This is a genomic window from Cohnella sp. GCM10012308, assembly GCF_042649185.1.
GTDB lineage: Bacteria > Bacillota > Bacilli > Paenibacillales > Paenibacillaceae > Cohnella.
In genome coordinates this window covers 1-23,580 of record NZ_JBHRYU010000043.1, presented here as the reverse complement: position 1 = coordinate 23,580, position 23,580 = coordinate 1, and the positions used below count along the sequence as shown (strand labels likewise).

19 protein-coding genes are annotated in these 23,580 nt (G+C 60.1%); 4 read left to right on the top strand and 15 right to left on the bottom strand.

Translation table 11 applies throughout. From position 1 onward, the window contains the following. Nucleotides 1–30: 30 nt before the first annotated feature. A complete protein-coding gene (locus ACFOTD_RS30910; protein ID WP_378123793.1) occupies nt 31–4,068 on the bottom strand; it encodes a cadherin-like beta sandwich domain-containing protein in 4,038 nt (1,345 codons plus the stop codon). 432 nt (nt 4,069–4,500) lie between these two features. Here ACFOTD_RS30910 and ACFOTD_RS30905 point away from each other — a divergent pair, with 432 nt between their 5' ends. Next, nucleotides 4,501–5,133, top strand: a complete 633-nt coding sequence (locus ACFOTD_RS30905; RefSeq protein WP_378123792.1) for a zinc-binding dehydrogenase — start codon at nt 4,501–4,503, stop codon at nt 5,131–5,133. Nucleotides 5,134–5,207: 74 nt separating this feature from the next. Here the strand turns inward: ACFOTD_RS30905 and ACFOTD_RS30900 are convergent, their stop codons facing one another. Continuing rightward, the gene (locus ACFOTD_RS30900) at nt 5,208–6,062 is read right to left on the bottom strand and encodes an AraC family transcriptional regulator (protein ID WP_378123791.1); all 855 of its coding nucleotides are present in this window, start codon (nt 6,060–6,062) and stop codon (nt 5,208–5,210) included. Between the two features lie 166 nt (nt 6,063–6,228). Between ACFOTD_RS30900 and ACFOTD_RS30895 the strand changes: the two genes are divergently transcribed. Next, the gene (locus ACFOTD_RS30895) at nt 6,229–7,572 is read left to right on the top strand and encodes an alpha-L-fucosidase (protein ID WP_378123790.1); all 1,344 of its coding nucleotides are present in this window, start codon (nt 6,229–6,231) and stop codon (nt 7,570–7,572) included. 384 nt (nt 7,573–7,956) lie between these two features. Here the strand turns inward: ACFOTD_RS30895 and ACFOTD_RS30890 are convergent, their stop codons facing one another. From ACFOTD_RS30890 to ACFOTD_RS30875, 4 genes are all read right to left on the bottom strand, one after another. Next, entirely contained in the window at nt 7,957–9,201 is a 1,245-nt protein-coding gene (locus ACFOTD_RS30890) for a M48 family metallopeptidase (RefSeq protein WP_378123789.1), read from the bottom strand. 120 nt (nt 9,202–9,321) lie between these two features. After that, nucleotides 9,322–10,509: a polysaccharide pyruvyl transferase family protein gene (locus ACFOTD_RS30885; RefSeq protein WP_378123788.1), complete on the bottom strand. Its 1,188-nt coding sequence runs from the start codon at nt 10,507–10,509 to the stop codon at nt 9,322–9,324. 180 nt (nt 10,510–10,689) lie between these two features. Further along, complete coding sequence (locus tag ACFOTD_RS30880) at nt 10,690–11,238, bottom strand: NADPH-dependent FMN reductase (RefSeq protein ID WP_378123813.1); 549 nt, start codon at nt 11,236–11,238, stop codon at nt 10,690–10,692. A 504-nt stretch (nt 11,239–11,742) separates the two neighbouring features. Next, nucleotides 11,743–12,438 (bottom strand): hypothetical protein, encoded by a 696-nt coding sequence (locus tag ACFOTD_RS30875; RefSeq protein ID WP_378123787.1) that lies wholly within the window; start codon nt 12,436–12,438, stop codon nt 11,743–11,745. A gap of 254 nt (nt 12,439–12,692) precedes the next feature. On the opposite strand from ACFOTD_RS30875, the gene ACFOTD_RS30870 reads away from it, so the two are divergent. Next, nucleotides 12,693–13,301, top strand: coding sequence for a TetR/AcrR family transcriptional regulator (locus tag ACFOTD_RS30870; protein WP_378123786.1), 609 nt, complete (start codon nt 12,693–12,695; stop codon nt 13,299–13,301). A 379-nt stretch (nt 13,302–13,680) separates the two neighbouring features. On the opposite strand, the gene ACFOTD_RS30865 is transcribed toward ACFOTD_RS30870, so the two are convergent. Both ACFOTD_RS30865 and ACFOTD_RS30860 read right to left on the bottom strand, forming a co-directional pair. After that, nucleotides 13,681–14,442, bottom strand: coding sequence for a TSUP family transporter (locus tag ACFOTD_RS30865; RefSeq protein WP_378123785.1), 762 nt, complete (start codon nt 14,440–14,442; stop codon nt 13,681–13,683). Nucleotides 14,443–14,448: 6 nt separating this feature from the next. Then, complete coding sequence (locus ACFOTD_RS30860; RefSeq protein ID WP_378123812.1) at nt 14,449–15,672, bottom strand: MFS transporter; 1,224 nt, start codon at nt 15,670–15,672, stop codon at nt 14,449–14,451. 191 nt (nt 15,673–15,863) lie between these two features. On the opposite strand from ACFOTD_RS30860, the gene ACFOTD_RS30855 reads away from it, so the two are divergent. Further along, nucleotides 15,864–16,271, top strand: a complete 408-nt coding sequence (locus ACFOTD_RS30855) for a VOC family protein (RefSeq protein ID WP_378123784.1) — start codon at nt 15,864–15,866, stop codon at nt 16,269–16,271. A gap of 402 nt (nt 16,272–16,673) precedes the next feature. Here ACFOTD_RS30855 and ACFOTD_RS30850 read toward each other — a convergent pair whose 3' ends face one another. The 7 genes from ACFOTD_RS30850 to ACFOTD_RS30820 all read right to left on the bottom strand — a co-directional run bounded on the left by ACFOTD_RS30850 (nt 16,674) and on the right by ACFOTD_RS30820 (nt 23,108). Beyond that, nucleotides 16,674–17,090: a VOC family protein gene (locus ACFOTD_RS30850; RefSeq protein WP_378123783.1), complete on the bottom strand. Its 417-nt coding sequence runs from the start codon at nt 17,088–17,090 to the stop codon at nt 16,674–16,676. 123 nt (nt 17,091–17,213) lie between these two features. Then, nucleotides 17,214–17,981 (bottom strand): DeoR/GlpR family DNA-binding transcription regulator, encoded by a 768-nt coding sequence (locus tag ACFOTD_RS30845; protein ID WP_378123782.1) that lies wholly within the window; start codon nt 17,979–17,981, stop codon nt 17,214–17,216. A 39-nt stretch (nt 17,982–18,020) separates the two neighbouring features. Beyond that, nucleotides 18,021–19,076, bottom strand: coding sequence for an aldose 1-epimerase family protein (locus ACFOTD_RS30840; protein WP_378123781.1), 1,056 nt, complete (start codon nt 19,074–19,076; stop codon nt 18,021–18,023). A gap of 77 nt (nt 19,077–19,153) precedes the next feature. Next, nucleotides 19,154–19,705, bottom strand: a complete 552-nt coding sequence (locus ACFOTD_RS30835; RefSeq protein WP_378123780.1) for a D-lyxose/D-mannose family sugar isomerase — start codon at nt 19,703–19,705, stop codon at nt 19,154–19,156. Nucleotides 19,706–19,903: 198 nt separating this feature from the next. Beyond that, nucleotides 19,904–21,103: a carbohydrate kinase family protein gene (locus ACFOTD_RS30830; protein ID WP_378123779.1), complete on the bottom strand. Its 1,200-nt coding sequence runs from the start codon at nt 21,101–21,103 to the stop codon at nt 19,904–19,906. A gap of 2 nt (nt 21,104–21,105) precedes the next feature. Continuing rightward, nucleotides 21,106–22,269, bottom strand: coding sequence for a Gfo/Idh/MocA family protein (locus ACFOTD_RS30825; RefSeq protein WP_378123778.1), 1,164 nt, complete (start codon nt 22,267–22,269; stop codon nt 21,106–21,108). Then, entirely contained in the window at nt 22,269–23,108 is an 840-nt protein-coding gene (locus ACFOTD_RS30820) for a class I fructose-bisphosphate aldolase (RefSeq protein ID WP_378123777.1), read from the bottom strand. The genes ACFOTD_RS30825 and ACFOTD_RS30820 overlap by 1 nt, the downstream gene beginning before the upstream one ends. Between the last annotated feature and the right edge of the window lie 472 nt (nt 23,109–23,580).

The following is a 23,580-nucleotide window of genomic DNA, read 5'->3' as shown; positions in this document are numbered from 1 at the left end:
TTGTCAAAAAAGCCGTTTTTAAGTTGTTCTTTATACGTCTATGAGCTGCACATCGATGTTGCGGCTCACGGTCAGCATCCGAAGAATCATCGTTACCGCCTGTTCGCGAGTCGCGACGGCATTCGGATAAAACTTGCCGTCCTCCAAGCCTTTGACAATATCGGCGCCGGCCATTTGCCCGATATACGCGCGCGCCCAGCTGTAGGTCGTATCCGGGAAATCGATATCTTCGGTCGTCTGATCGAGAACCATCAGCCTTGCCAGGATGGCCGATATTTCGGCACGGGAAATCTGCTGGTTCGGCTTAAATACGCCTGCGCCCACGCCCTCGACAACGCCGGCAGCCGTCAGCGCTGCGATGGCCGGTTCGGCCCAGTGATCCTTCGTATCGGAATAGATCGAGCCTGCACCGCTTGCCGCGTCGAGATGCAAAGCATTCGCCACCATCGCGACAAACTCGGCGCGCGTAATCGAGTCGCTCCCGTGGAAGCCGCCGTCCGATCTTCCCCGAACGATGCCGAGCTGCTGCGCGACTTGAATCGCCTGGGCGCTCCAGCTGTCCGCCCGAACATCCGCGAATGGTTGAGGCGCGGCCCGATTAAGCGCAGCTAGCAGCGTTTCTTTGACCTTCGCCACATTCGAGATTTTCTCATTCAAAATAGGTCCTCGGGATGCTGGCGGGGTGTCGTCGGTTGCAGGCGGTGTATCAACGGTGGCGGGCGGCGTGACAATGCCGTTTGCCCTGGTTACGATCACGTTGTACGTGTTCGTCGTCGTTCCGTCCTCTGCCGTGACCTTAATCGCAATCGGGTTGCCGCCCACGCTCAGCGGGATTGCGCCGGATGCCGAGCCGCTCGTCACAGAGGTGCCGTCAACCTTCACCGTCGCTGTGCTGTCGCTCACCGTCGGCGTCACCGTGATGCTGTCCACGTCGTTCGCCACGCTTGCCGTGTAGCTTGTCGTCCCCTCCGCAAACGCCGGACTCAGACTGCCTCTCGACAAGCTCAAGCCGCTCAAGCTCGCGTTCGTGCTCAGACTTGGCGCCCGCGTCACCGTTATCGTATACGTTTGGGTCGTCGTCCCGTCCTGTGCCGTCACCTCGATCTCGATCGGGGCATTGCTCCCTACGTTCAGGTTGATTCCGCCCGATGCCGTGCCGTTCGTCACCGGCGTGCCGTTCACCTTCACTGTCGCATTGCTGTCGCTCGCCGTCGGCGTTATCGTGATGCTGTCCACGCCGTTCGCCACGCTTGCCGTGTAGCTCGCCGTGCCCGACGCAAAAGCAGGACTCAGGCTGCCGCTAGACAAGCTCAAGCCGCTCAAGCTCGCATTCGTGCTCAGGCTCGGCGCTCGCGTCACCGTCACGGTGTACGTTTGAATCGTTGTCCCGTCCTGTGCCGTCACTTCGACCTCGATCGGAGCGTTGCTTCCCACGCTCAGGTTGATGACTCCCGACGCCGAACCGCTCGCGACAGACGTGCCGTCAACCTTCACCGTCGCTGCGCTGTCGCTCGCCGTCGGCGTCACCGTGATGCTGTCCACGTCGTTCGCCACGCTTGCCGTGTAGCTCGTCGTGCCTGACGTAAACGCCGGACTCAGGCTGCCGCCCGACAACGCCAAATCGCTCAGATTCGCCTCATGGGAGGGGGGACCCACTCTCCGAATCCGATGATTGCCCCCATCCGCGATGTACAGATAGCCGTTGCCGTCGACAGCCGTTCCATACGGCTGGTTCAGCTTGGCCGACGTGGCGTCTCCGCCGTCTCCCGAATAGCCGGCCGCCCCCGTACCCGCCACGGTGGTGATGAACCCCGACGTATCGACTTGTCGAATCCGGCTTTCATCGGCGTCCGTTATGTAAAGATTGCCGTCGGCGTCGACGGACAATTGCGTCGGATAGCTCAGGTAGGCCAAAGTCGCGAGCGCCCCGTCTCCCTCGATGCCGCCGCCGGCCACAGTGCTGATGTAGCCTGATGCATTCACTTTGCGAATACGGTTGTTAAGCGAATCCGATATATACAAATTATCGTCGCTGTCGACCGCAATCCCTTCCGGACGAGCGATCTGAGCGTCCGTCGCCAGGTCGCCGTCTCCCGAATAGCCTTGCGTGCCGTCCCCCGCCGCCGTGCTGATGATCCCCGTCGACGCATCCACTTTCCGGATTTTGTTGTCGGCTTGATCCGCGATATACAGATTATCGTGGCTGTCTACAGCCAGCGCCAACACGCTTCGAAGCCGGGCCGACGTCGCCGGGAAGCCGTCTCCCTGATCCATGCCGGACATATTGCCCGCCACTGTGCTGATATAGCCCGACGTGTCCACCTTTCGAACGACGCCGTAGTTGTCTCCGATATACATATTGTCATGGCTGTCGAAAACGATGGCATCCGGCAATTTCAGCTGGGCCGCTGTCGCCAGATCCCCGTCTCCCGAATAGCCGGACGTCCCCGTGCCTGCTACCGTGCTGATCCTCCGCGTCGTTTTATCCACTTTCCGGACTCTTTTGAAGTCGTCCACGAAATACAGATTCCCTTGATGATCCAGCGCCAATGCGCTCGGCTCCGACAGCTTGGCCAACGTTGCCAAGCCGCCATCCCCCGAAAAGCCGCCCGTTCCGGTGCCCGCTACCGTGATAATCTTGCCAGGCGCCCGCGTCACCGTCACGGTATAAGTCTTCGTCGAGCCGTCGTTCGCCGTGACCGCGACCGGAATCGGGTTGCTGCCCACATGCAAGCCGATCGCGCCGGAAGCCGAACCGCTCGTTACCGGCGTTCCGCCGACGGTCACCGCCGCGGAGCTGTCGCTCGTCGTCGGCGTCAGCGTGACGCTGCTGACAGCGTTCGCCACGGAAGCCGTATAGTTCGTCGTGCCGGCGGAAAACGCCGGACTCAAGTCCGCGCCTCCGCCGGACAGAGACAGCCCGCTCAGATTCGCATTGTTGGACGGAACAATCTTCCGAATCCGGTTATTGCCCGAATCCGCGATATACACCGTACCGCTGCTGTCGACCGCTACCCCCGTAGCGGAATTCAAAGCGGCCGATGTCGGCAATCCTCCGTCCCCCGAATACGTCTTTTGGCCGTTTCCCGCAACCGTGACGAGTCGCCCCGACGTATCGATTTTTCGAATCATGCTGTCGTTAAATAACGCAATATACAGATTCCCGTCGCCGTCGAATGCCAACCCGACCGGGACGCCCAAGGCGGACGTCTCCGCCAGGCTTCCGTCCGGCGAAAATCCGGAACTTCCGGCTATGCCGGCCACTGTGCTGATGTCGCCCGACAGATCGACCTTCCGAATGACGTGATTGTTCGAGTCTGCGATATACAGGTTGCCGTGGCTGTCAATGGCCAATCCGAGCGGACCGGACAATTCGGCATCCGTCGCCGGTCCCCCGTCTCCCGCATAGCCGTGAACGCCATAAGAGCCCGTGCCCGCCACCGTGGAGATTTTTCCCGACAGACGATCTACTTTTCGGACCCGGTTATTCGACGAATCCGCGATATATAAATTGTCATTGGCATCGATTGCAAGCCCGACCGGAGCGGATAGCTCCGCATCCGTCGCCGCGTCGCCGTCGCCCGAGTTTCCGTCATTTCCGTTGCCGGCTACCGTGGAGATATTCCCGTCCGTATCTACTTTGCGAATCCGATGGTTGCCCGAGTCCGCGATATAAAGATTGCCGCCGCTGTCAAACGCGATTGCCTCCGGCGCAAACAAGCTCGCAGACTCGGCCGGGCCCCCGTCTCCCCCGGACCCGAAATTCCCGTCTCCTGCAACAGTCGAGATTTTTCCGGTCGATCGATCGACCTTTCGAACCCTGGATCCGAAAAATTCAGATATATACAAATTGCCGCTGCCGTCCAAAGCGACATTTTTTGCAAAGTTCACTTGCGCATCCGTCGCGTCGCCGCCGTCTCCCGAACTGCCGGGAACGCCCGTACCGACTGCCGTCACGATCATGACCCCTCCTGCGGCATAGGCTCTGCCCCCGAACCATTCGGGCAGGGAGGTTGTCATCAGCATAAAAATTAGGATGTAAGCGATCGGCCGGTTTATCTTTCGCACGCTTGTTCCCCCTATGTTTTCTCTGGGCTAATTCAACAGCCGCAATTCTCTTACCGTTTATCGCCCATATGGATGTAAAATCGACTACAATCGACAGCATCGTCTGTTAATCGCATAAACTAGGCCGATTTTATCAAATAGGAATGAACAAAACCTAAAATAGGACTGAACAAAACCTAAACAACCAGGACATTTAGCCCACTCATTGACTTTAAAAACAAAAAAAACCGCGCCGCAGCAAGCGATCGCGATCAGTAGCGAAGATCCGGATAGAGAAAATCCAGATAGAATAGAAGATTCCTTCAACACCTAGGAACGTACGGACGAATCCTCTGCAAAAAATTGAACCTCAAACTCCCTGAACATGCGCGCCGCCTGGGAAAAATATGAAGTTAAGCCGTTAAAATCAGGGTACGAAGGGAGACGAGGCAAATGAAAGCAATCGTCGTTGAAACGTTCGGAGGACCGGAAACGTTGAAACTGTCCGAGATCGCCGTCCCGCAAGCCGGACCCGGAGAGGTTCGCGTCAAGGTCATGGCGGCGGGCGTCATGCCGATCGACGGCAAAATCAGGCAGGGCTACGCGCCGCCCGGCGGATTGGGAACGTTCGCTGTCCAGCTGGCGCTGGCCTGGGGCGCGGGCTCGGTCATTGGGACAGCCAGCGAGCACAACCATGCCTACCTCCAGAAGCTCGGAGCCATCCCCGTCGCATACGGCGAAGGATTGGAGAAACGGGTTCGCGCCGCCGCGCCAAGCGGCATAAACGCGGCATTCGCGGCGGTGGACAGCGAAGAAGCGCTGCGCGTATCCGCGGCGCTCGTGGCGGACAAATCCCGGATTCGCTCGATGCTGCCCCGCCCATTGATTAGAGAGCTGGGCATCCCGCCTCTGGAAGGCGTACGCAGCGCGTCCAGGTTGTCCGAACTGGTGCAGCTGTATGAGGAAGGAAAAGTGAACGTACGCATTCGGCGCGTCTATCCCTTGCGCGATGCGGAGCTCGCGCATCGCGAGATCGACGGCGGGCACGGCAGCGGGAAGATCGTGCTTCGAATCGGAGAAGCATAGTGAAAGCAAATAGCCGACGACGAAGCCGTCGGCCCCACGCCGTCTTGCATGCGCCGGCGGTCTGATCCCGTCGATTATCCCCCGCCCTCTCCTCCGCCCCCCGTCCGGTACGCCGACGGACTCGCGCTCGTCTCGCGGCGGAACGCTTTGGCGAAGTGGTTCGTGTCCGGATAGCCGACGGTCGCGGCGATTTCTTTAATGCTGCGATCCGTCGTCCGGAGCAGCAGGCGGGCCCGCTCCATGCGCTTGCGGTTCACGTACCGGATCGGCGGCATGCCGAAGCGCCGATTGAAGTATTTGACCAGATAGTTCGGGTGCAAATGCAGGTATTCGGCCAGACCGTCCAGGGTCAGCTCGTCGGCCAGATGCGTCTCTACATATCGCGAGATCAGCATGATTCGCTCCGCATCCTCGGCCGTGCCGCCCGTACGGCTGAGCGATGCCCGCTCGACGACCGGCGCCAGCAGCTCCAGCAGATGCGCCTTCTCGCGAAGCCTTGCGCCGATTCCCCGTTCGGACGCGCATGCGACGAGCGATTCGAACCTGCGACCGACCTCCTCCCGCCGCTCGACGTCCACCGTCATCCGGTATGGCACGTCTAGCCACGAGAACAACCCCGCGTCCCCGAGATCCGCGTTGAAATGGCACCAATATTTTAAAAACGGCCTGCGTCCTTCGATCGCCGAAAACGACTGGAGCACGTTGGCAGGCATCAATACCAGCTCCCCCGGCTTCGGCATGAACTCTTTGTCGCCGATGCGCAGCCAACCTTCGCCCTCGCATATGTAATATAGCTTGTTGTGGGCAGGTACATAATCGATCTCCCGCCACACGGGACTGCACTGCGAATAATGCGCCTCGACCACGTCGATTCGGAGCTGAGGCAGTATATCGTCAAGCGCGCCGATTCCGGCCGTTCCATCGCCCATCGTTTTTCCCCTGCGCTTTCAGGTAAGGATGACAGCGTTCTCGAACGAGGTTAATCTTATACCCGCAAGCCTTAACCGCGTCCCTCCCCGCCTCCCGCCCGATGCTGGTACACTGGGCTGGCAAGGCCGAGAGCCTATCCCTATTATAACGGAGGAAGTCGCGACGATGGCACATAATCAGGAATGGCTGGACCGCCAGGAGCGGACGCGTTGGTTTCTGCAGGACCGGTTCGGCATGTTTATCCATTGGGGGCTGTACGCGATCCCGGCGCGCGGCGAATGGGTCCGCAACGTAGAACGCACTTCGGTCGAGGATTACCAAGCTTACTTCGACGAGTTCGACCCCGTAGATTACGATCCGCGGGCCTGGGCGCGCGCCGCGAGGCAGGCCGGCATGAAGTACGCGGTGCTGACGGCCAAGCATCACGACGGCTTCTGCCTGTTCGACAGCAAGCTGACGGATTACAAATCCACGAATACGAAAGCCGGGCGCGACCTCGTGGCGGAGTTTCTGGAGGCGTTCCGCGCGGAAGGGCTCAAGGTCGGGCTCTATTACTCGCTGATCGACTGGCATCATGAAGACTTCCCCGCGCACGGCGATCTCTACCACCCGATGCGCGACAATGAATCGTACAAGCGCGATCCCGCCACCTTCGGGCGTTATCTCGACTACATGCACGGCCAGGTTCGCGAGCTGCTGACAAACTACGGCAAGCTCGACCTGATGTGGTTCGACTTTTCCTACGACGTCATGCAGGGCGAGAAGTGGCGCGCCTCGGATCTGATCGCCATGATGCGGGAGCTCCAGCCGCACATCGTGATCGACAACCGCCTGGAGGCAGGCGGCGAAGGCGGCGGCAGCATTTATACAAAGGCGCCGCTCGCGTACGCAGGCGACTTCGCCTCGCCGGAGCAGATCATCCCGCCGTCCGGCGTCACCGACGAAGACGGACAGCCGATCCCTTGGGAAGCTTGCGTCACGCTGAACAACAACTGGGGATACGTCGCCTCCGACACCAACTACAAGTCCCCGTCCATCGTCATCCGCAAACTCGTGGAGTGCGTCAGCAAAAACGGCAACCTGCTGCTCAACGTAGGTCCCGACGCGCGCGGGCGCATCCCCAAGCAGTCGCTGGACATTTTGGCGGAGGTGGGCGACTGGATGGCGCTGAACGGCGACAGCATCTACGGCTGCGGGCAGGCGGAGCTGCCCAAGCCCGATTGGGGACGTTATACGCAAAAGGGGAACACGCTGTACGCGCATGTGTTCGAGGAGAGCGTAGGCGCGATTAATCTGGCCGGGCTCGCCGGACGCATCAAGCGCGCGCGGCTGCTCGCGGACGGCTCGGAGCTGCCGGTATCCCGCCCGTGGAACGCGGCGCTGTTCGAAGCCGATGCCTTCTTCAACTTCGCAACTCCGGTGCACTATACCTACCCGCTGCCGGATGCGCGCGGGACTGTCGTCGAGCTGGAGCTGGAGCTGAAGCAGCAGCAGCAGAAGCAGGAGTAGGAGTAGACTACCATTCGGAATATAAGCGCAGGCACGCCGAAAGCATGCTTTCAGCTTGCCTGCGCTTTTCGGATGTTGGCGGGTCGAAAAGCCTGCATCTATACATGTATTTTCTACCGACCAGCGACACTGAATGAAATGCCTGCAAATGTGCAGGTAAATTCAATGTGTAAGCCCGAAATCCGTCTGATAGAGGAAAATACCTGCGTTTTTGCATGTATTCGTGTCAAAAGGATAGGCATCGGCGGAAATAGATGTACATTTGCAGGCATTGCGCCGAAAGAACGGTAGCAGGTGGCACAAGAACGGCGCAGGACCCGATCTGCCCCTCATCGGAACAGCTGTCGGATGAGCCGCCGATCGGCGTTCCGCGACGTCAACGACTCAGCGCCCCGCCGCCTCCAAATACCAAGCCTTGTAGTCGTCGAGCAAGCCGTTTTGCATTTCCCGCTCCAGCTCGGCGAACTCGGCCTCCATCTCGGCGACCAGCGTCGCCGACAGACGAAGCGCGGGAAGACAAGGCCGGCTGTCCAAATAGTCCAGACGATAGGCGGTAGGCGGATGCGTGGTATCCGCCCTCGCCGTTTCCGAGTGCAGCAGCCGGTCAAGACGGAGCTTCTCCATATCGGGCACGTGCGCGATCCTGCTGCGAAATTCCTCGAACAAATGGCGATTGAATTTAAACCTTGCCAACCGTTCCACGGTCAACATAAAGGTCGGCCCCAGATGAAACTTCTGCAGGGAGCTTCGCATAGGGTCCGTGCCGACGAGCTCCGCCGCGCGACGATCCGCGTAATACTCGGCTTGTTGAGATTCCCGCCACACCGACAGCCCGAGTAAATACCACGGCCAGAACACGAGCTTGGCCAATTGCACGCGCACCCAGTAGAGCCGCGGCCAGAGCGTAGGATTGTTAGGGTCCGGCGCAACCATGTTGTGCCAGACTGCCAGCGTCCGCCAGGCGCTGCCGACGAACCAGCGGCGCGTGATATCCCGGTTCGCATGGTGAGCCATCTCGTGCGCGAGAATGGCGATTTTCTCATCGGGCGCGAGCGTCGCGAAAAGCGGCAGTCCGATGCCGACGATTCGCCTTCGCCGCCATCCCGCCGTCGTGAGGAGAGCGGTGTATTCCCGCAGCGCGATCACATGATCGATCTTGGAAGCTCCAAGACCCGCGGCAAGCTCGTCCAACACCCGGTAGATGGCCGGATAACGCCTGCGATCCAGCAATGGCTTCGGCAGTTTTCGCACGGGAGGAAACAAATTTAATGAGATAATGAGAAAAACCATGCCGAAAAACAGGTCGCCTATCGTTCGCATCGTGTACAGGTGAATGACAACGCGCGAGTAGCAATAGAGGGATAGAAGATGCACGGCCGCCGAAAAAACGTATGCTGCGAAGATTCGCCAGCTCCACTTGTAAGTCATCCTGGGCTCGGCCAATACCTGGCTCCGCAAGGCATCGACCGACTTTTGTCCCAATATGCGATTCAAACGGCCTGCCAGCGACCGCCTTTCCTTTGCGCGGTCCGGATCGATATTCCAGTTGCATGCGGGACACCAGGTTACGAACCCCGGATTGACTTGCAGATCCGCGCCGCAATTCGGACAGCGCTCGGCCTTTGACATGCGCGCTCCTCGATTCTCCTAAAGTTACATTCCTTCCCTTACAATAATTCAAGACGAAAAAGCCGTCTACGCCCATTCGCTCGAAGGGCCGATAGACGGCTTCCGTGCTGCTTGTCCTCCCTACAGCGCGAACGCCTCGGCAAAAATACTTTCCCGGTGAATCTCTCTGAGCGTGTCGTCGATCTTGACTGCTTCGGCGTCGCGGTGCTCGATCATGGCGTCGAGCTTCGCGATCATGTTGGCTTCGATATGCGCGCTGTCGCGTACGTCGAATACATACTCCCCTTGACCGAACCGTCCCAGCAGCTCGCGGTATTTGGTCGCCCAGCCGAGCGCCACGACCGGAATCCCGTTCTTGTACGCGTGTACGATCGAGTGATAGCGGGAGGCGACGAGAAATTCGAACTGCACGAGCACGTCGTGAATCGCGATGCAGTCGTATTCCTCCTCCAGCAGCACGACGCGCTCGTCGTTCGGGAATCTGCGCTTGATCTCCTGGCAGATGATCAGATCCTCCGTGGAGTGACGGAACAGATAGACGTTTTTGCCGCGATCCAGAAGATGCTGCGTCATGCGCTCGTACATCGCGAGCATCGATTGGCGCGTGCCGTACTTCATCGTCTTGACGTTGGGCACGATGCCGACCGCATGCGGCTTGATCACGAGCGGCTCGCCCTTTATGTAGTTGCCGTCGCGGAACAGGTGGGACAGATTATACGGATTCGCGCCCTGCAGCACGATGTCCACGGACCTGCGCAGATTGCCGGACGTATACTTGCCGAGAAAATCGGCGCCCTCTTGTTCGCGAGCGTAGATGTATTTAGGATAGCGAATGTATTTTTTGATCATCGGCGGGATGACGTATTTGTAAATGCCGGTGTACTCGAACGGGCCGAACGACTGGGAGAGCAGCACCATCGGTATCTTGTTCTGCCGGGCAAGCCGGATATTCGCCAAATAATTGATCGTGTGGCGGATGCTGAACTGCGAGGAAAGGGCGAAGCCGCTAATGTCGACGATGAGGTCGGTTTCCTTTAGGATCTCCTTCATCTGCGTCTTGGTGATGCTGACGCGCTCGTCGTTCGGGATCAGCTTGCCGATCAGCGTGTAGACGCCGCCCAGCAGCTCGATCTTCATTTTCTTGCCCATCTTCACCAGTTGAAACGCATAATTGCGGTCCTCGTCCGGACAGACAAGCACGAGCTCTTTATCCGGATATCGCATCTTGATTTCGTTCACGACCGTGAACGTCATCGCCTGGGCGCCCTTATTTTCCATTTGGCCCCCGACAATCAATATTTTGCCCATGCGTCGATCTCCCTTTCGCTTTAACTTGTTGGAATGGCCGGCTGCAACTTAACGATATCGTCCGAAAGAGACGGAAAACATAGAAGATAGTCGCTTTTACCCCCTGCCTGGCCATACCAAACAAGAAAGAGGCCCGGATGCCGCCGGTGCGGACATTCGGACCTCATGCGTTTGGACGGATTATCGCTTCTTGATCAGTTCCAAAAAGCGGTCGACGACGACGTCGATGTGCGTCAGCGTGCGATCGTCCGTCAGGCGTGCGCCGCCTTCGCCGAACTTTTGCGGCGCTTGCGCGACCGCGATCTCGTTGCCTGCCGGAGGCAGCATGACCGCCTGGATGCCCGGGCTCGACAGAATCTCCCGCAGATGCAGCTGGCCCCGCAGCGTACCGTACATGCCCGGACTCGCGCCGGCCGCGAGCACGGGCTTGCCAATCAGCACCTTCTCTCCGCGGGACAGCCAGTCCAGCGCATTTTTAAGCACGCCCGGTACCGACCAGTTGTACTCCGGCGTCAGAATCAGCACGCCGTCCGCTGCGGCGACCTGCTCGCTCAGCTTCTGCACGGACTCAGGCGGATTGTCCTCCCCGTCCTGATCGAAAAACGGCAGCATGCCGATATTCGCGATCTCCAGCTCAAACTTGCCGCGGTACCTCTCCTGCATGGTCAACGCCAGCTTCAGATTCACGGATTCCCTGCGCAGACTGCCTACTAGCGCGATCAACTTCATCTGGTTCAACAACCTTTCTCCCGATTATCGGTCATAGCAAAACAATACGACTCCCTCACCATAGCAGGCCGCATCCGGTTATTTCAAGCGAAGCTCGCTTCTGTATCGCCCCAACCGCCTCAGTAATAGGGAGTTTCGGCTAACTCGCCGCTCCTGCCGCACCCCACCGCCACAGTTACTCGGTTTTTCCCGCTAACTCGCTCTTCCCGACACCCGGCCGCCCGAGTTACACGGTTTTTCCGGCTAGCACGCCCTCCCCGACACCCTGCCGCCCGAGTTACACGGTTTTTCCGGCTAACTCGCCATTCCAGCCACTCTGCCGCCCGAGTTACACGGTTTTTCCGGCTAACTCGCCATTCCAGCCACTCTGCCGCCCGAGTTACACGGTTTTTCCGGCTAACTCGCTCTTCCCGACACCCTGCCGCCCGAGTTACACGGTTTTTCCGGCTAACTCGCTCTTCCCGACACCCTGCCGCCCGAGTTACACGGTGTTTGCTCCTGATCCTACCGTTTTCTCAGCAGCTCTTTGCCCTGCTCCCCGATCGCATAGCGATGACACCTTCGCTCTCCGCCCCCGACGCGCACGAGCAGATGGGACAACGCCATGCTACGCAAAATGATTCGCGCTTTGTCCTGCCGCACTCCCAACCAGTCGCACACGTCATTCGGCGTGAAATCAAGCACATCGACTGCCATTCTGAGCAACTCCCGCTCATAAACGTCCAATTCCTGCAACCCGCCGCCCCCTCGGCCGCGCTTGCCCAACACCTCGTACACCGCTCGTCTGCACATCTCCGTTTTTTTGTCCAATTCGTCCCAGCTAAACGGGAAATATGCATAGCCGCCAAGCGTGAACGTCCGCATCCGCATGCGCTCGAGCGAAAAGCGGTCCCTCGTAATGAGCTCGGCATGCACCACGTAGCCATCGCACTCAAACACCAGTCCAAGCGGTTCATAGTACACGTCCGCATATATTTTAAAGCCATTAGCCCCCACGATCTCATACTCCAATTGAAACCCCTCGAGCGACCCGAACACCGGCAGCAGAAGATCGGTCAACAACTTAATCGTGCCGCTCAGTTCCCGCTGCAGCATCTCGAGCCGCTGTCCCTTCGCCATCCTCCTCTGCGCTTCGATAAACTCGTTTACGATAGCATTTGCCGTCTGACCCGCGCTGTGACGTTTCTCTTTTTTAGCCATAAACCCGCCCCCTCCGATAAGTCTAAAAACACAAAAAAGCCGCTCGCTCCCCATGGGAGTAAGCGGCGTGTGCTTCACGCGCATATTCATAACTTTGAGTCGGTCAGCATCAGAATAGCATACTGCCATGGAGCTGCCAAGCTCCCCATCGATTTCCTAAGCTATTGCGCGCGCCTTCGCATCACGGTATATTCAACCCATAGCGTAGAACCGTGGAAAAACAGCAACTTCGACACTGGAAAGGAGAGATCGCGATGTCGCCCAAAGTGACGGAAGCGTACAAGGAAGAGAAGCGAACCACCATTCTGGCCGGTGCGCTGCACTGCTTCTTGGAAAAGGGATTTCAAGCGACGACCACAGACGACATCGCGCGTCATCTCCGCATTAGCAAAGGCACTTTATATGGCTACTTTGCCAGCAAAGAAGAGATTTACATCCAGCTGGCTCATGCCCGCATGGACGATATGGTCGAGACCCTCAACACGCTGTACATGGAGACCTCGAGCGCCAAGGCAATGCTTCGGCATATGTTCGAGCGCTTCCGCCGGCAGCCGCTGGACGAGCTTCGGAAATGGCTGACGTTTCACCTTGAGTTCACGACTTATGCCTCGCGCCGCCCCGAGCTCATTGCCTCGAACCGCACGTACCTCGATAAAGCGCTGAACCTGCTGAACCGAATCCTGGCGGCGGGCAAGCGGTCCGGCGAGTTCCGCGCAGAACTGGACGAATCCTCGGCAGCCTATTTGTTCTGGGCCGTCCGGGACGGTCTGGCGCTGAGCTTCCTGCTCGACGGAGACGAGGCCGAGTACCGGCGAATCCTGGACGACATGGAGACTATGGTTATGAAGCATTTGACGGCGTGACCGTCGAGTCGCGGTCGCTGGATTTAGCATTATCCCGCGTCGTTATTGTTGCCCGTGGACACCGGTGCCGCTATTTTTCAAATATGTAGTGTGTTTGACGGCTTAGCGGACAGGTAGTCCGCTATTTGCCTTTGCCGAGGCGAATTCCGGTAGTTTTGGAGGGTATAGCGAATCCGCTGTCCGCAAGCATGAGCCATTCGCGCGGATTGCGGAAAATAGCGGATGCTGTGTCCGGAAGTGAACGGGATGGGCAAGGCGAGCTGGTCGTTACAGAGGGGGTATCTGCCAGGCCGTGATTGCACGCCCCGACGGACGAGGCCAGCGAGAACGTGCGGAACAGCGAAGTAAAGTAGCTAGAAGCTGGAGATAGCCACTTCGCCTACAGCAAATCCAGCAGCTGCTTGCCGATCAGCAAAGCGCACACGACGAGGAAAAGCGGTTTGATGTAGGCACGGCCGCGGCGGATGGCGAAGCGCGAGCCGATCCAGGAGCCGGCGATCATCGCCGCGCCCATGAGCAGGCCGACGCTGTAGTGGACGGAGCCGAGAACGAGAAAGGTCGCGAGGCTCGCGAGGTTGCTGGCGAAGTTGAGCGCCTTGGCGTTGCCCGCTGCCTTCACGAAGTCGTAGCCAAGCAGCAGGAAGGCGAAGATGAGGAACGACCCGGTGCCGGGACCGAAGAAGCCGTCGTAAAAGCCGAGCGCGAACGCGGCGAATCCCGTCAGCCAGGCGGTGCCTGCGGTGAAACGTACGACAGACGCCCGCTCCCCCCATTCCCGGCGCAGCAGCGTGTAGACGGCGATGACCGCCAGCATGACGACGACCATCGGCTTCAGGAAACCGGAAGGCACATGCCGAAGCGTCAGCGTGCCCGCCGCCGCACCCAGCAAGGATAGCGGGATCAATCCCCGCACGGCACGGACGTCGACATGGCCCGAGGCGAAAAAGGACAATGTGCTCGTGAGCGATGACAGCGTGCCGGCCAGCTTGTTGGTGCCGAGCGCCGCCGCGGGCGGCAGTCCGGCCGTCAGAAGCACGGGCACGGAGATCAGTCCGCCCCCGCCGACGACCGAGTCGACGAAGGCGGCCGCGAATCCGCCGACGACGATCAGCACGATCGTGCCGATACTCAGATGGTCCATGGCTGCTTAGTACCTTTCCCCTCTTTTACGCAAATAAAGATAGAGCACGATACAAGCAGCTGTACACAGCAACGCCATCGCACCAATGAACCCGTAGCCCGCCTGCAGGCCGAGCACCTGGCTCGCGCGCTCCCCTCTGCCCGCATACAGGTTGCGCACCCCTTCGATCAGGCCGCCGATCGCGAGATTGCCGAGCACGCTGCCGATGCCCATGAGCGTGACGGTAAAGGTAATCGCCGTTCCTGTGCCACGGGGATACCGCTTGGTGAGCAGCGCCATGACGGTCGGATAGATCGGGGCGATGCCTACGCCGGCCAGGGCGAACAGAATCGCGCCGCTCTCCCCTGCGAACAACGCCGCGATGCTGCAGATGCCCGAGCTCAGCGACAATACCATGATGGACATCGTGTAGCCGAAACGATCGGTTAGCGGACCGATCAGCAGCCGCGCGAGCGTGAAGCAAAGGAAAAAAGCCGACAGCATGCCCGACGCGTCTGTTGGGCTCCAGTCATACGCTTTTTCCAAAAAGTTCACCAGCCAGCTCCCGATCGACAGCTCGGAGATGACGCCCGAGGTAAGCACGAGCACGATCAGCCAAGCGACGGGGTCTCGCAGCAGCTTGCCGTAGGAGATTCGTTCCTCCGCCTCGTCGTGCGCCGGCTCGACCGGGAGACGTCCGAGGAGCGCAGGAATGATGGGCAGCAGCGACAGCATCAGCACGATGACATACATCCCCCGCCACCCCAGTGTGTCGCCGCCCGGCAAATGCCAGCCCATCATGGATGCGGCCGCAATCGGCGCGACGATCGAGCTTAAGCCGTAGAAAAAGTGCGAGAGGTTCATCAAGAAGCCCGTATGCTTGACGAAGATACGCGCAGCTAGAATAGCGAGCGCGATCTCCAGCATGCCGTTGCCGATGTACATGAAAAAGTACGAGGCGGTCAGCGCCTGAAAGCCGTTCGAGACGCCGATCAGCACGCCCCCCGCTGCCATCGACACGAACGCGGCGATGCTGGTTGCCTTGATGCCGACTTTGTCGGCTAGAAAAGAAGTAAAGCTGCAGGCGACCAGGTAGCCGAGCGAGTTGAGCGCGAGCATAAGGCCGAGCTGTCCCTCGTTCAAGCCGAAGTCCAGCTGCATCCGCGGAATGGCGGGCCCTTTTACGTTTTCCGACAATCCGAACACGAGAAAGCCGCCGAATACGATCGACAGCAGCCATATCTCGTTCATGCTTATTTTCGCAGCGCGCTTGATCAATGTGCCTAAACCTCCGTATGATGCGTTAACATATCCGCCGAACAACAGGAACATTGTCCCTCAAAGCGCGCAAAAGAGCAATCGAAAAGAAATCGGCGCAGCGCCCGGATGATAGAATAAAAGAAGCGAGGCAGACGCATGATGAACACAGGAGGCGGATAAAGATGGCAAGATTGGTTCCCTATATTTTTTCCGAAGACGCGAGGTCGCAATCCCAGTTTTACGTGGACGCGCTGGGCGGCGAGCTCCTGTCCGCCATGACTTTCGGCGACGTGCCGGGCACGCCCGAAGCGCTGAAGGAAAAAATCATGCACCTGCATTTGGTCGCCGGCGGCATCACGATCTTCATGTCCGACAGCCCGAGCCGGCAGATCGAGCGGGGCAACGGCACGGCGCTCAGCCTCGTGTTCGACACCCCCGAAGAAGCCCATTCGGCATTCGACAAGCTAGCGGCCGACGGCACGGTCCACGATCCGCTCAAGCAGCAATTCTGGGGTGCCTTGTTCGGCGCGTTGCAGGACAAGTACGGCGTCGAATGGCAAGTGTCTACGGAGCAGCAACAACAGGGCTAATAGCGCGAGAGCGCACGTAAAAGACCGCTTCGGCGGTCTTTTTTACGCGCATTTCTTGCGCAACAGCTTGCGATTGCGCGTTTTGTTCTTGGTCGGGACTTCCCGGGCGCGTGGAGCGGCGGGCAGATGCGATTTGTTCCTGGCCGAGATTTCTGGGTCGTGGGGAGCGACGCGCTGGTATGATTTGTTCCTGGTCGGGACTTCCGGGGCGTGGGGAGCGGCGGGCTGGTGCGATTTGTTCTTGGTCAGGACTTCCGGGGCGCGTGGAGCGGTGGGCTGGTATGATTTGTTCCTGGTCGGGACTTCTGGGGAGAGGGGACTGCTGCATTGCAAAAGCCCGCTATGCGTCCATGCGGACGGGATAGCGGGCTTCTAACGGCGACTGCCGCAGTGTATGATGAATCAGCCTTCGTGCACGTACGACGGATCCATATGGAACACTTCCCACAGATGGCCGTCCGGATCCTGGAAGCTCTCCGTATACATAAAGCCGTGATCCTGCGGGTCATTGGAGACCGAGCCGCCGGACGCCAGTGCCTTGCGGACGAGGTCCTGCACCTCTTCCTTGCTGCTCACGGAGACGGCCATGATGAATTCCGTCGTCTTCGTCGCGTCGGAGATATCCTTTTTGATGAACGTCTTAAAGTACGACTCGGTCAGCAGCATGGCGTACGCCGTGTCGCTCAGGATCAGACAGGCGGCATTTTCGTCGGTGAATTGCGGGTTAAACGCGAAGCCGAGCGCCTCGAAGAAGGCGATGGAGCGCTTCAGATCCTTGACCGGCAGATTGAGAAAAGTTTGCGAAATTTGAAAAGCCATCGTCGTCACCTCATGGTATCGTTTTGTTGTCCCAATCGGACCTTAACGATATTTTACCACGCCGCGCGGACGCTTATTTCTTCTCGATTGCTAAATGTCGACAAGGGTGAGTGCGAAAGGCGCCTATTCGGCGACTTCTATCCGAACGCCGGCCTCCGTGCAGGCCCGCGCGAGTTCGCCGTCAGGCGGAAGGTCGGTGACGATGCGATTCACGTCCGCGAGCCCGGCGAAGGATACGAGCACGCGCGCGCCGAACTTCGTGCGGTCGAGCACGACCGTCGTCTCCCGCGCCTGGCGGATGGCGATCCGCTTGATCTCGGCCTCGTACAGATTGGAATTGCTGAAGCCGTGCGCTTCGCTCAGTCCCGTCGCTCCGAGGAAAACGCGGTCGAACGCCATACCGGACAGGCTCTGCGCGGCGATCGGACCGACGAGCGAATGCGTGGATTCGAGCAGCATGCCCCCGGTCATAATCGTCGGAATCTGCTTGGACGCAAGCTCGGCCGCGATATTCAGCGCGTTGGTCACGACAGTGATCTGCTGGCCGGATCTCAGCGCCCGCGCGATCTGCAGCGTCGTCGTGCCGCCGTCCAGGAACACGGACTCTCCGGACGCGATCAAGGAAGCCGCCTGCCTGCCGATCCGTACCTTCTCGTCCATATACAGGCCGGTTCGGTCCTGCAGCGCGACGTCTCTGTAGACATAGATCGCCCCGCCGAACGTGCGCCTGACGGTCCCGCCCTCCTCAAGCTTCTCCAGATCTCGCCGGATGGTCATCTCGGTCACGCCGTACCGTTCGCTCAGCTCCGAGATTCGGACCTCCCCGCTCTGCGCGATCTGCTCATGGATCTGGCGCTGCCTCGCGTTCCAGTCCGCCTGATTGTGGATCATCTGTCGCCGCTCCTCCCGTCCGCCTCGCGCGTCCGTTCGTTATTCCTCTATCATCGCTTGTTCGGCCGCTATTTTCAACTCCAGCCGGTGCGTCACGCATGCCCCCGGCGCGAGCATGACCGGTCCGCCTTCGCGGACCTCCGCTTCGTAGCCTTCGACCCGGCAGTTGGCCGGCTCAAGGCCGAGCACGTGCGCGCCTGCGCCCGGCATGCGCCACTGCACGAGCCGGGGCAGCGTGTCCGCGGACCAGCGCAGCCTGACCGACACGGCCGCGGTGGCCGGCCCCGCCGGGAAAGCAGGCTGGCGCACGCAAGCTTCGGCCATGCGCTCGCGGTCGTCCAGCTCGTGATAGAAGACGCGTTCTCCGGCTTCGGGATCTGGCCGGTCCCAGCGCGTGCAATCGGCTACGTTCCCTTTGACGCCTCGCTCCCAAGTGACGGCGGGCGGAAAAGCAATCGAGGCGCGTTCGTCCAACAGCGGAAATCCGAAATTGAAATGGTACAGCATCATATGGGGCGACGGGGCGAACCCCAGGTTCTCCACGCGGTCTTCAATACGAAGCTCATTGACGCCGAGTTTGCCAGAGATTCGCCGATGAAGCCTGAGATTCGCGCCGAACAGCGCATTTTCCTCGATCGTGCCCTCGACGCTCCAGACGAGCTCGTCGCCCTCCCATGTCTCGCGCGCTGCTACCTGCGAAGCGGGCGTATGATGCACGCGGCCGTGCAGGCCTTGCGAGCCGCCGGGCGTTTCCGACGGCGAGCCGACATGGGTCAGGCCGCAAGTCATCAGCAAGCCGCCCGACGCAGTCCGCAGCCAGCCCGTACCGGACGCTTCGTAATAAGCGGGGTGCGCGTCCCCTGCCGCGGACTGCCAGGACAGCGGCGCGCCCCACAGCTCCGCGCGCGAAATGTCCAATCCCTTGGACGGTACGATATCCAGCGTCAGCCCCGCGCCGGTCGTCACGCGGATCAGCTCGACGCCCGCCTCCTTGCCTTCCGACAGCGTCATGCGCCGCACGCCGCCGATCTGGCTCATGCGCCCGACGCGCGCTTCGAGCTCGCGGCGCGTCCAGTCCTTGCCGTACAGCCTCATTCGACCGCCTCCGCTTCCTCATGGTCTCGCAGCGACGCTAACCGCCCGGTCCCTCTTCCTCCAACAAGCCTTCTCTCTTAATCCTCGACGATCGGCGGGATGCGGACGACGGCCGGATCGGTGAAGATGTCGAACTCGTCGCGGCTCGTGCTGGAAAACTCCGATACGATCGCGCCTTCCGGACCGCCCTGGAACCAGTGCTTCGTATTCGGCGGTATCGTATACTGCTCCCCCGGCGTCAGCACGATCTCGTGCCGCACGGTGTAGTGCGCCGCGCTCCGCTCCGGAATTCGCGCCTTTACGTCAGAGACCGGCTCGCCCTCTACATACAAGTAGACGAGACCCCAGCGGCAGCGGAACGTCTCCATTTTGCCCGTCTGGCCGTCGACGTCGGGATGCAGATGCTCGGGACAAGTCTGATAAGGGAACAACGCCAGCTCCTTGGCGCAATAACGGTCCGTATTGACGTAAGTAACGAGCTCAAGCCCTTCCGTATCCAACTCGCCGAGGCCAAAGCCCGCCACCTCGATGCCGGCGCGCTCCTCCTCCGTCAGCACGATGCCTGCCTTGCCAAACAGTTCGTCGGTGCGCCGCTGCGCCTCGCGAATCTCGCTGCGTCTGATGCTCATCGGTATCGCTCCTCTCTGAAATGCTTGTCTGTATAAATTACCGTTGCATAATTTAGGTTTAGGCTGCGGGCGTGCCAGTTGTGCGGTTAAACCATGTAACTCCGGGAACCGCGGGCGGCGTGCGCCAGTTGGCGATAAGCGCTTATGCGCCCTATCTGCCAACCGAGCCGGCGCCACCTGCACGCTTCCCGCCAATATCTAATGCCCGCCGCTCCATAGACCGCTCTCCGCAAGCTGCGCCCAGCCCGGCAGCGCCAGAACCGGCGTCCGCTGACGCCAGCCGGCGTCGATGCGGCGCTGAAGATCTTCCCAGCGCGGGATCCCGCTGACGGCATCGGCGCGCTCGACGTTGCAGGCGCCCGTGCCGACGGCGCTAAGCAGCGAGCGCTCGAGCGTCAAGCCGCTCGCGAGCCCGCCGAGCAGCCCCGCGATCGTGCAGTCGCCTGCGCCCGTCGTACCCTCGACGTCGACGGCGAAGCACGGCGCGAGCAGCTCCCGCCCCAGCCAGTCGCCGATCGTATCCGCATTCGGCGCGCAGGCGCCCATCGCGGCAAAACGCGCGGCATCCGCCGTCGTGCGGACGTATAGCCCATGCTCGCCAAGCTTGATGCCGGCCACCGCTACGCCAAGGGCCAGCAGCTCCTCGCCGAGCGAAGACAGCAGCGCGCCGTCCGCCAGGCCGAGCAGCTCCTCGCCGCCGCTGCGCGCGGACAGCTCCGCGTACGTGTCCGGCCGGAGCATGAACAGAATCTCCTCCAGGCTCGGCAGGAACACGTCGACATGCGGCAGCGCTCGGGCAAGAATCGCGGGCCAGTCCGCGCGTCCGGCGTCGGACGCCGGATCGGGCCTCGCCATGTCGAGCGACACCGTCGCGCCGGCCGCCCTTGCCGACTTTAGCAGGCGTTCGAGCTCCTCGCCGCCGCGCTCGTACATCCCGCGCATGAGCGGCGGGTAGCCGAAGTGGAACAAGCGAATGCCGGCAAGCGCTTCCGAAGATACGTCCGAGGCGGCAAACGTATCGTTGGTTCCCGTCGCGTGCAGGAACAGGCGATCGATCCCCGGCGGGCTGATGACGATCGTGTAGGAGCTGCTCTCGCCCGCCGACACGATCATGCCGTCGCTCGCGCCGGCGCCGTAGGCGTCAAGGCATTCCTTGATCGAGCGCCCGAAGGCGTCGTCTCCGATCTTGCCCATGAGACGCGCGCCGAAGCCGAGCCGCCGCAGGGCGAGCCCCGTGTTCGCCACGGCGCCGCCCGTCGAGAGACTGGCCGGCCCGATCTCGACCAGCTTGCCCGGCGCCAGCAGCTGGCTTAAGCCTTCGGGATGCGAGGGCAGCGCCGGTATGATATCCAGACAGATATGTCCGGCGACGACGATGTCCGCTGCGCGGTCGGTCACGTTTATTCCTCCCAATCGATCGCGATCGTGTTGCCCGTGCGCTCCGACTCGAGCGCGGCGGTGAAGACGCGATGGCTGGCGGACGCCTCTTCGGGCGTCGCGCAGCGGAACGGCTGGCTCATCCCTTCGCGGCTGACCAGCTCGTCGCAGAAGGCCGCCCACATTTGCAGGATCGAGTCAGAGAATCCGAATTCGAAAATGCCGCCCGTAATCGTCCCGTAAGCCGATTTGTAAGGCGCATCCACGACGTGCCAGGCTTGCGCGGCGCCGGGTTCATAAGGAAGCGATGCGACCTGCTTCGGATTTTTGGTCGTGAACTCGGCCGAGAAATCCGTGCCCTGGATGCGGATAAACCAAGTGTTGGCATGCCCTGGCGCGATACGCTTGGTGGACAGCACCATCGGGAACTGCTGGCCGTCCGTCTCGACGTCGCAAGCCAGAATCGCGTTGTCCCACGTTTCGCACGGCACCATGCCGCCCTTGCCGTCCGGACGCTCCGGTACGATCTTCGACAGCAAGGCGCGCACGCTCTTCGGCTTCCAGCCGAAGCGAAGGGGCAGATGCAGCACATGCATGCCCAGGTCGCCCATGCAGCCATATTCGCCGTTGGTGGCGATGCGGCGCTTCCAGTTGATCGGCTTCGTCGGATCGAGATCGCTCGAATGCCAGAAGCCCGCTTCCACTTCGATGATCCGGCCGAATCGGCCCTCGTTCACCCATTTTACGATCTGCTGCGCGCCAGGGTAAAACGGAAATTCCGACGAGCAACGCACGATGACTTCAGGATGCTGGGCGAGCGCCTCGGTAACCGCGGCGTTGGCTTCGCGGTCGATGCCGAACGGCTTCTCGCCGAGCAGATGCTTGCCGGAACGGATGATATCGATATAAATCTGCTGATGAAGATTATGAGGCACGGCGCAGTAGACGGCGTCTACGTCGGGATTGGCAAGCAGCTCGTGATAATCGCCGTATGAATGGACGACGCTCGGCACGTTGTCGACGAACCACTCCGTTGCAGCCGGATTGGCGTCGCAGACGGCGACGATGCGCGGCTCGAAGCCGACGTCCGTCAGATGGCACCACCGGGCGGCGGCGCTGGCGAATTCCTTGCCCATGAGGCCGCAACCGATAACGCCGAAGCGGATAATGCGTTTGTCCTTCGCCATTATGCCTGGCCTCCCTTCAAAATCGAGAGCGCTTCGTCCGCGGACGCGCCTTGGTGCACGATCGCCATGAGCGCGGACGTCATGCCCGCCGGGTTCGGATGCTGGATGACGTTGCGGCCGTAGACGATGCCGGCGGCGCCCTGGTTCATCAGCTCGACGGTGCGGGCGACGATCTCCTCGTCGCTCGCGCGGCCGCCGCCGCGGACGAGAACCGGAACGCCGGAAGCGATCTCGATGACCCGGTGATATTCGGACACGTCGTCGCACGGATCGGCCTTAATGACGTCTGCGCCGAGCTCGACCGCCTGACGGACGAGCGGCATAATCTTTTTCAGATCGCCGTCGACCATGTAGCCGCCCTTCGCTTCGTTCGGCAGCATGACGAGCGGCTCGACCATGAGCGGCATGCCGTAGCGCTCGCACTCGACCTTCAGCGCGGTCACGTTGCGCACGCATTGATGGTGCAGCTCCGGCTGCTCGGGCAGCATCAACAGGTTGACGCACACCGCGACGGCGTCGAGACGGACAGCCTCCTCGATCGCGTTCGCGATCAGCTCGCTGAACAGGAAGCGCGGCAGTACGCTGCCATAAATGTTGGCTGCATCCGTGCGCAATACGAGACCCGGCTTCTTGCCCGGAACCGACTGCAGGCGGCGTGCTTGACCGGTGCTGAGCTGCACGCAGTCGGGACCGGCCTCGACGATCGTGCGGACGGCGGCGTCCATCTCCTCGATTCCCGCCAGAAACGTATGCTCGTTAAAGAAGCCGTGATCGATCGCGACGTCAAAACACTTTCCTTGGGCGCTGAACATCCGGTTCAAACGGTACTTGTGGGACATTTCCGCATCTCCTCTGTTAGACAATGTTATTTTGTAACATCAATTTATCATAATTAACACTGCCTTGCTACTATTAAATTTTCAAAAAGAAACTTTTTTTTCGTTTTTAACATTTTAAATCAAGCGGATAGATCCCCCTGACTTCTCTTAACGTTTAACGGACATCCGAAAACGCCAATTAATGCCCCATCCGATGGCCATTACAATGGGACCCCCGTATTCGTGGCCCGTGTATCATGGCCCGTGTATCATGGCCCGTGTATCATGGCCCGTGTATCATGGCCCGCATGTCATGGACCGTGTATCGTGGCTCGCGTCATTCTTTCGCCGCAATGCCTGCAAATATCAGGCTGTTGAGAAAGTCCCCTGCATTATTCAATTAATACGTCACCGCGTTAATTTGGTATAATAGATAATATTATGCTGAAAGTGGTGGTCCATTTTGTTGCAACATGGCCAAGGTAAACCAGCA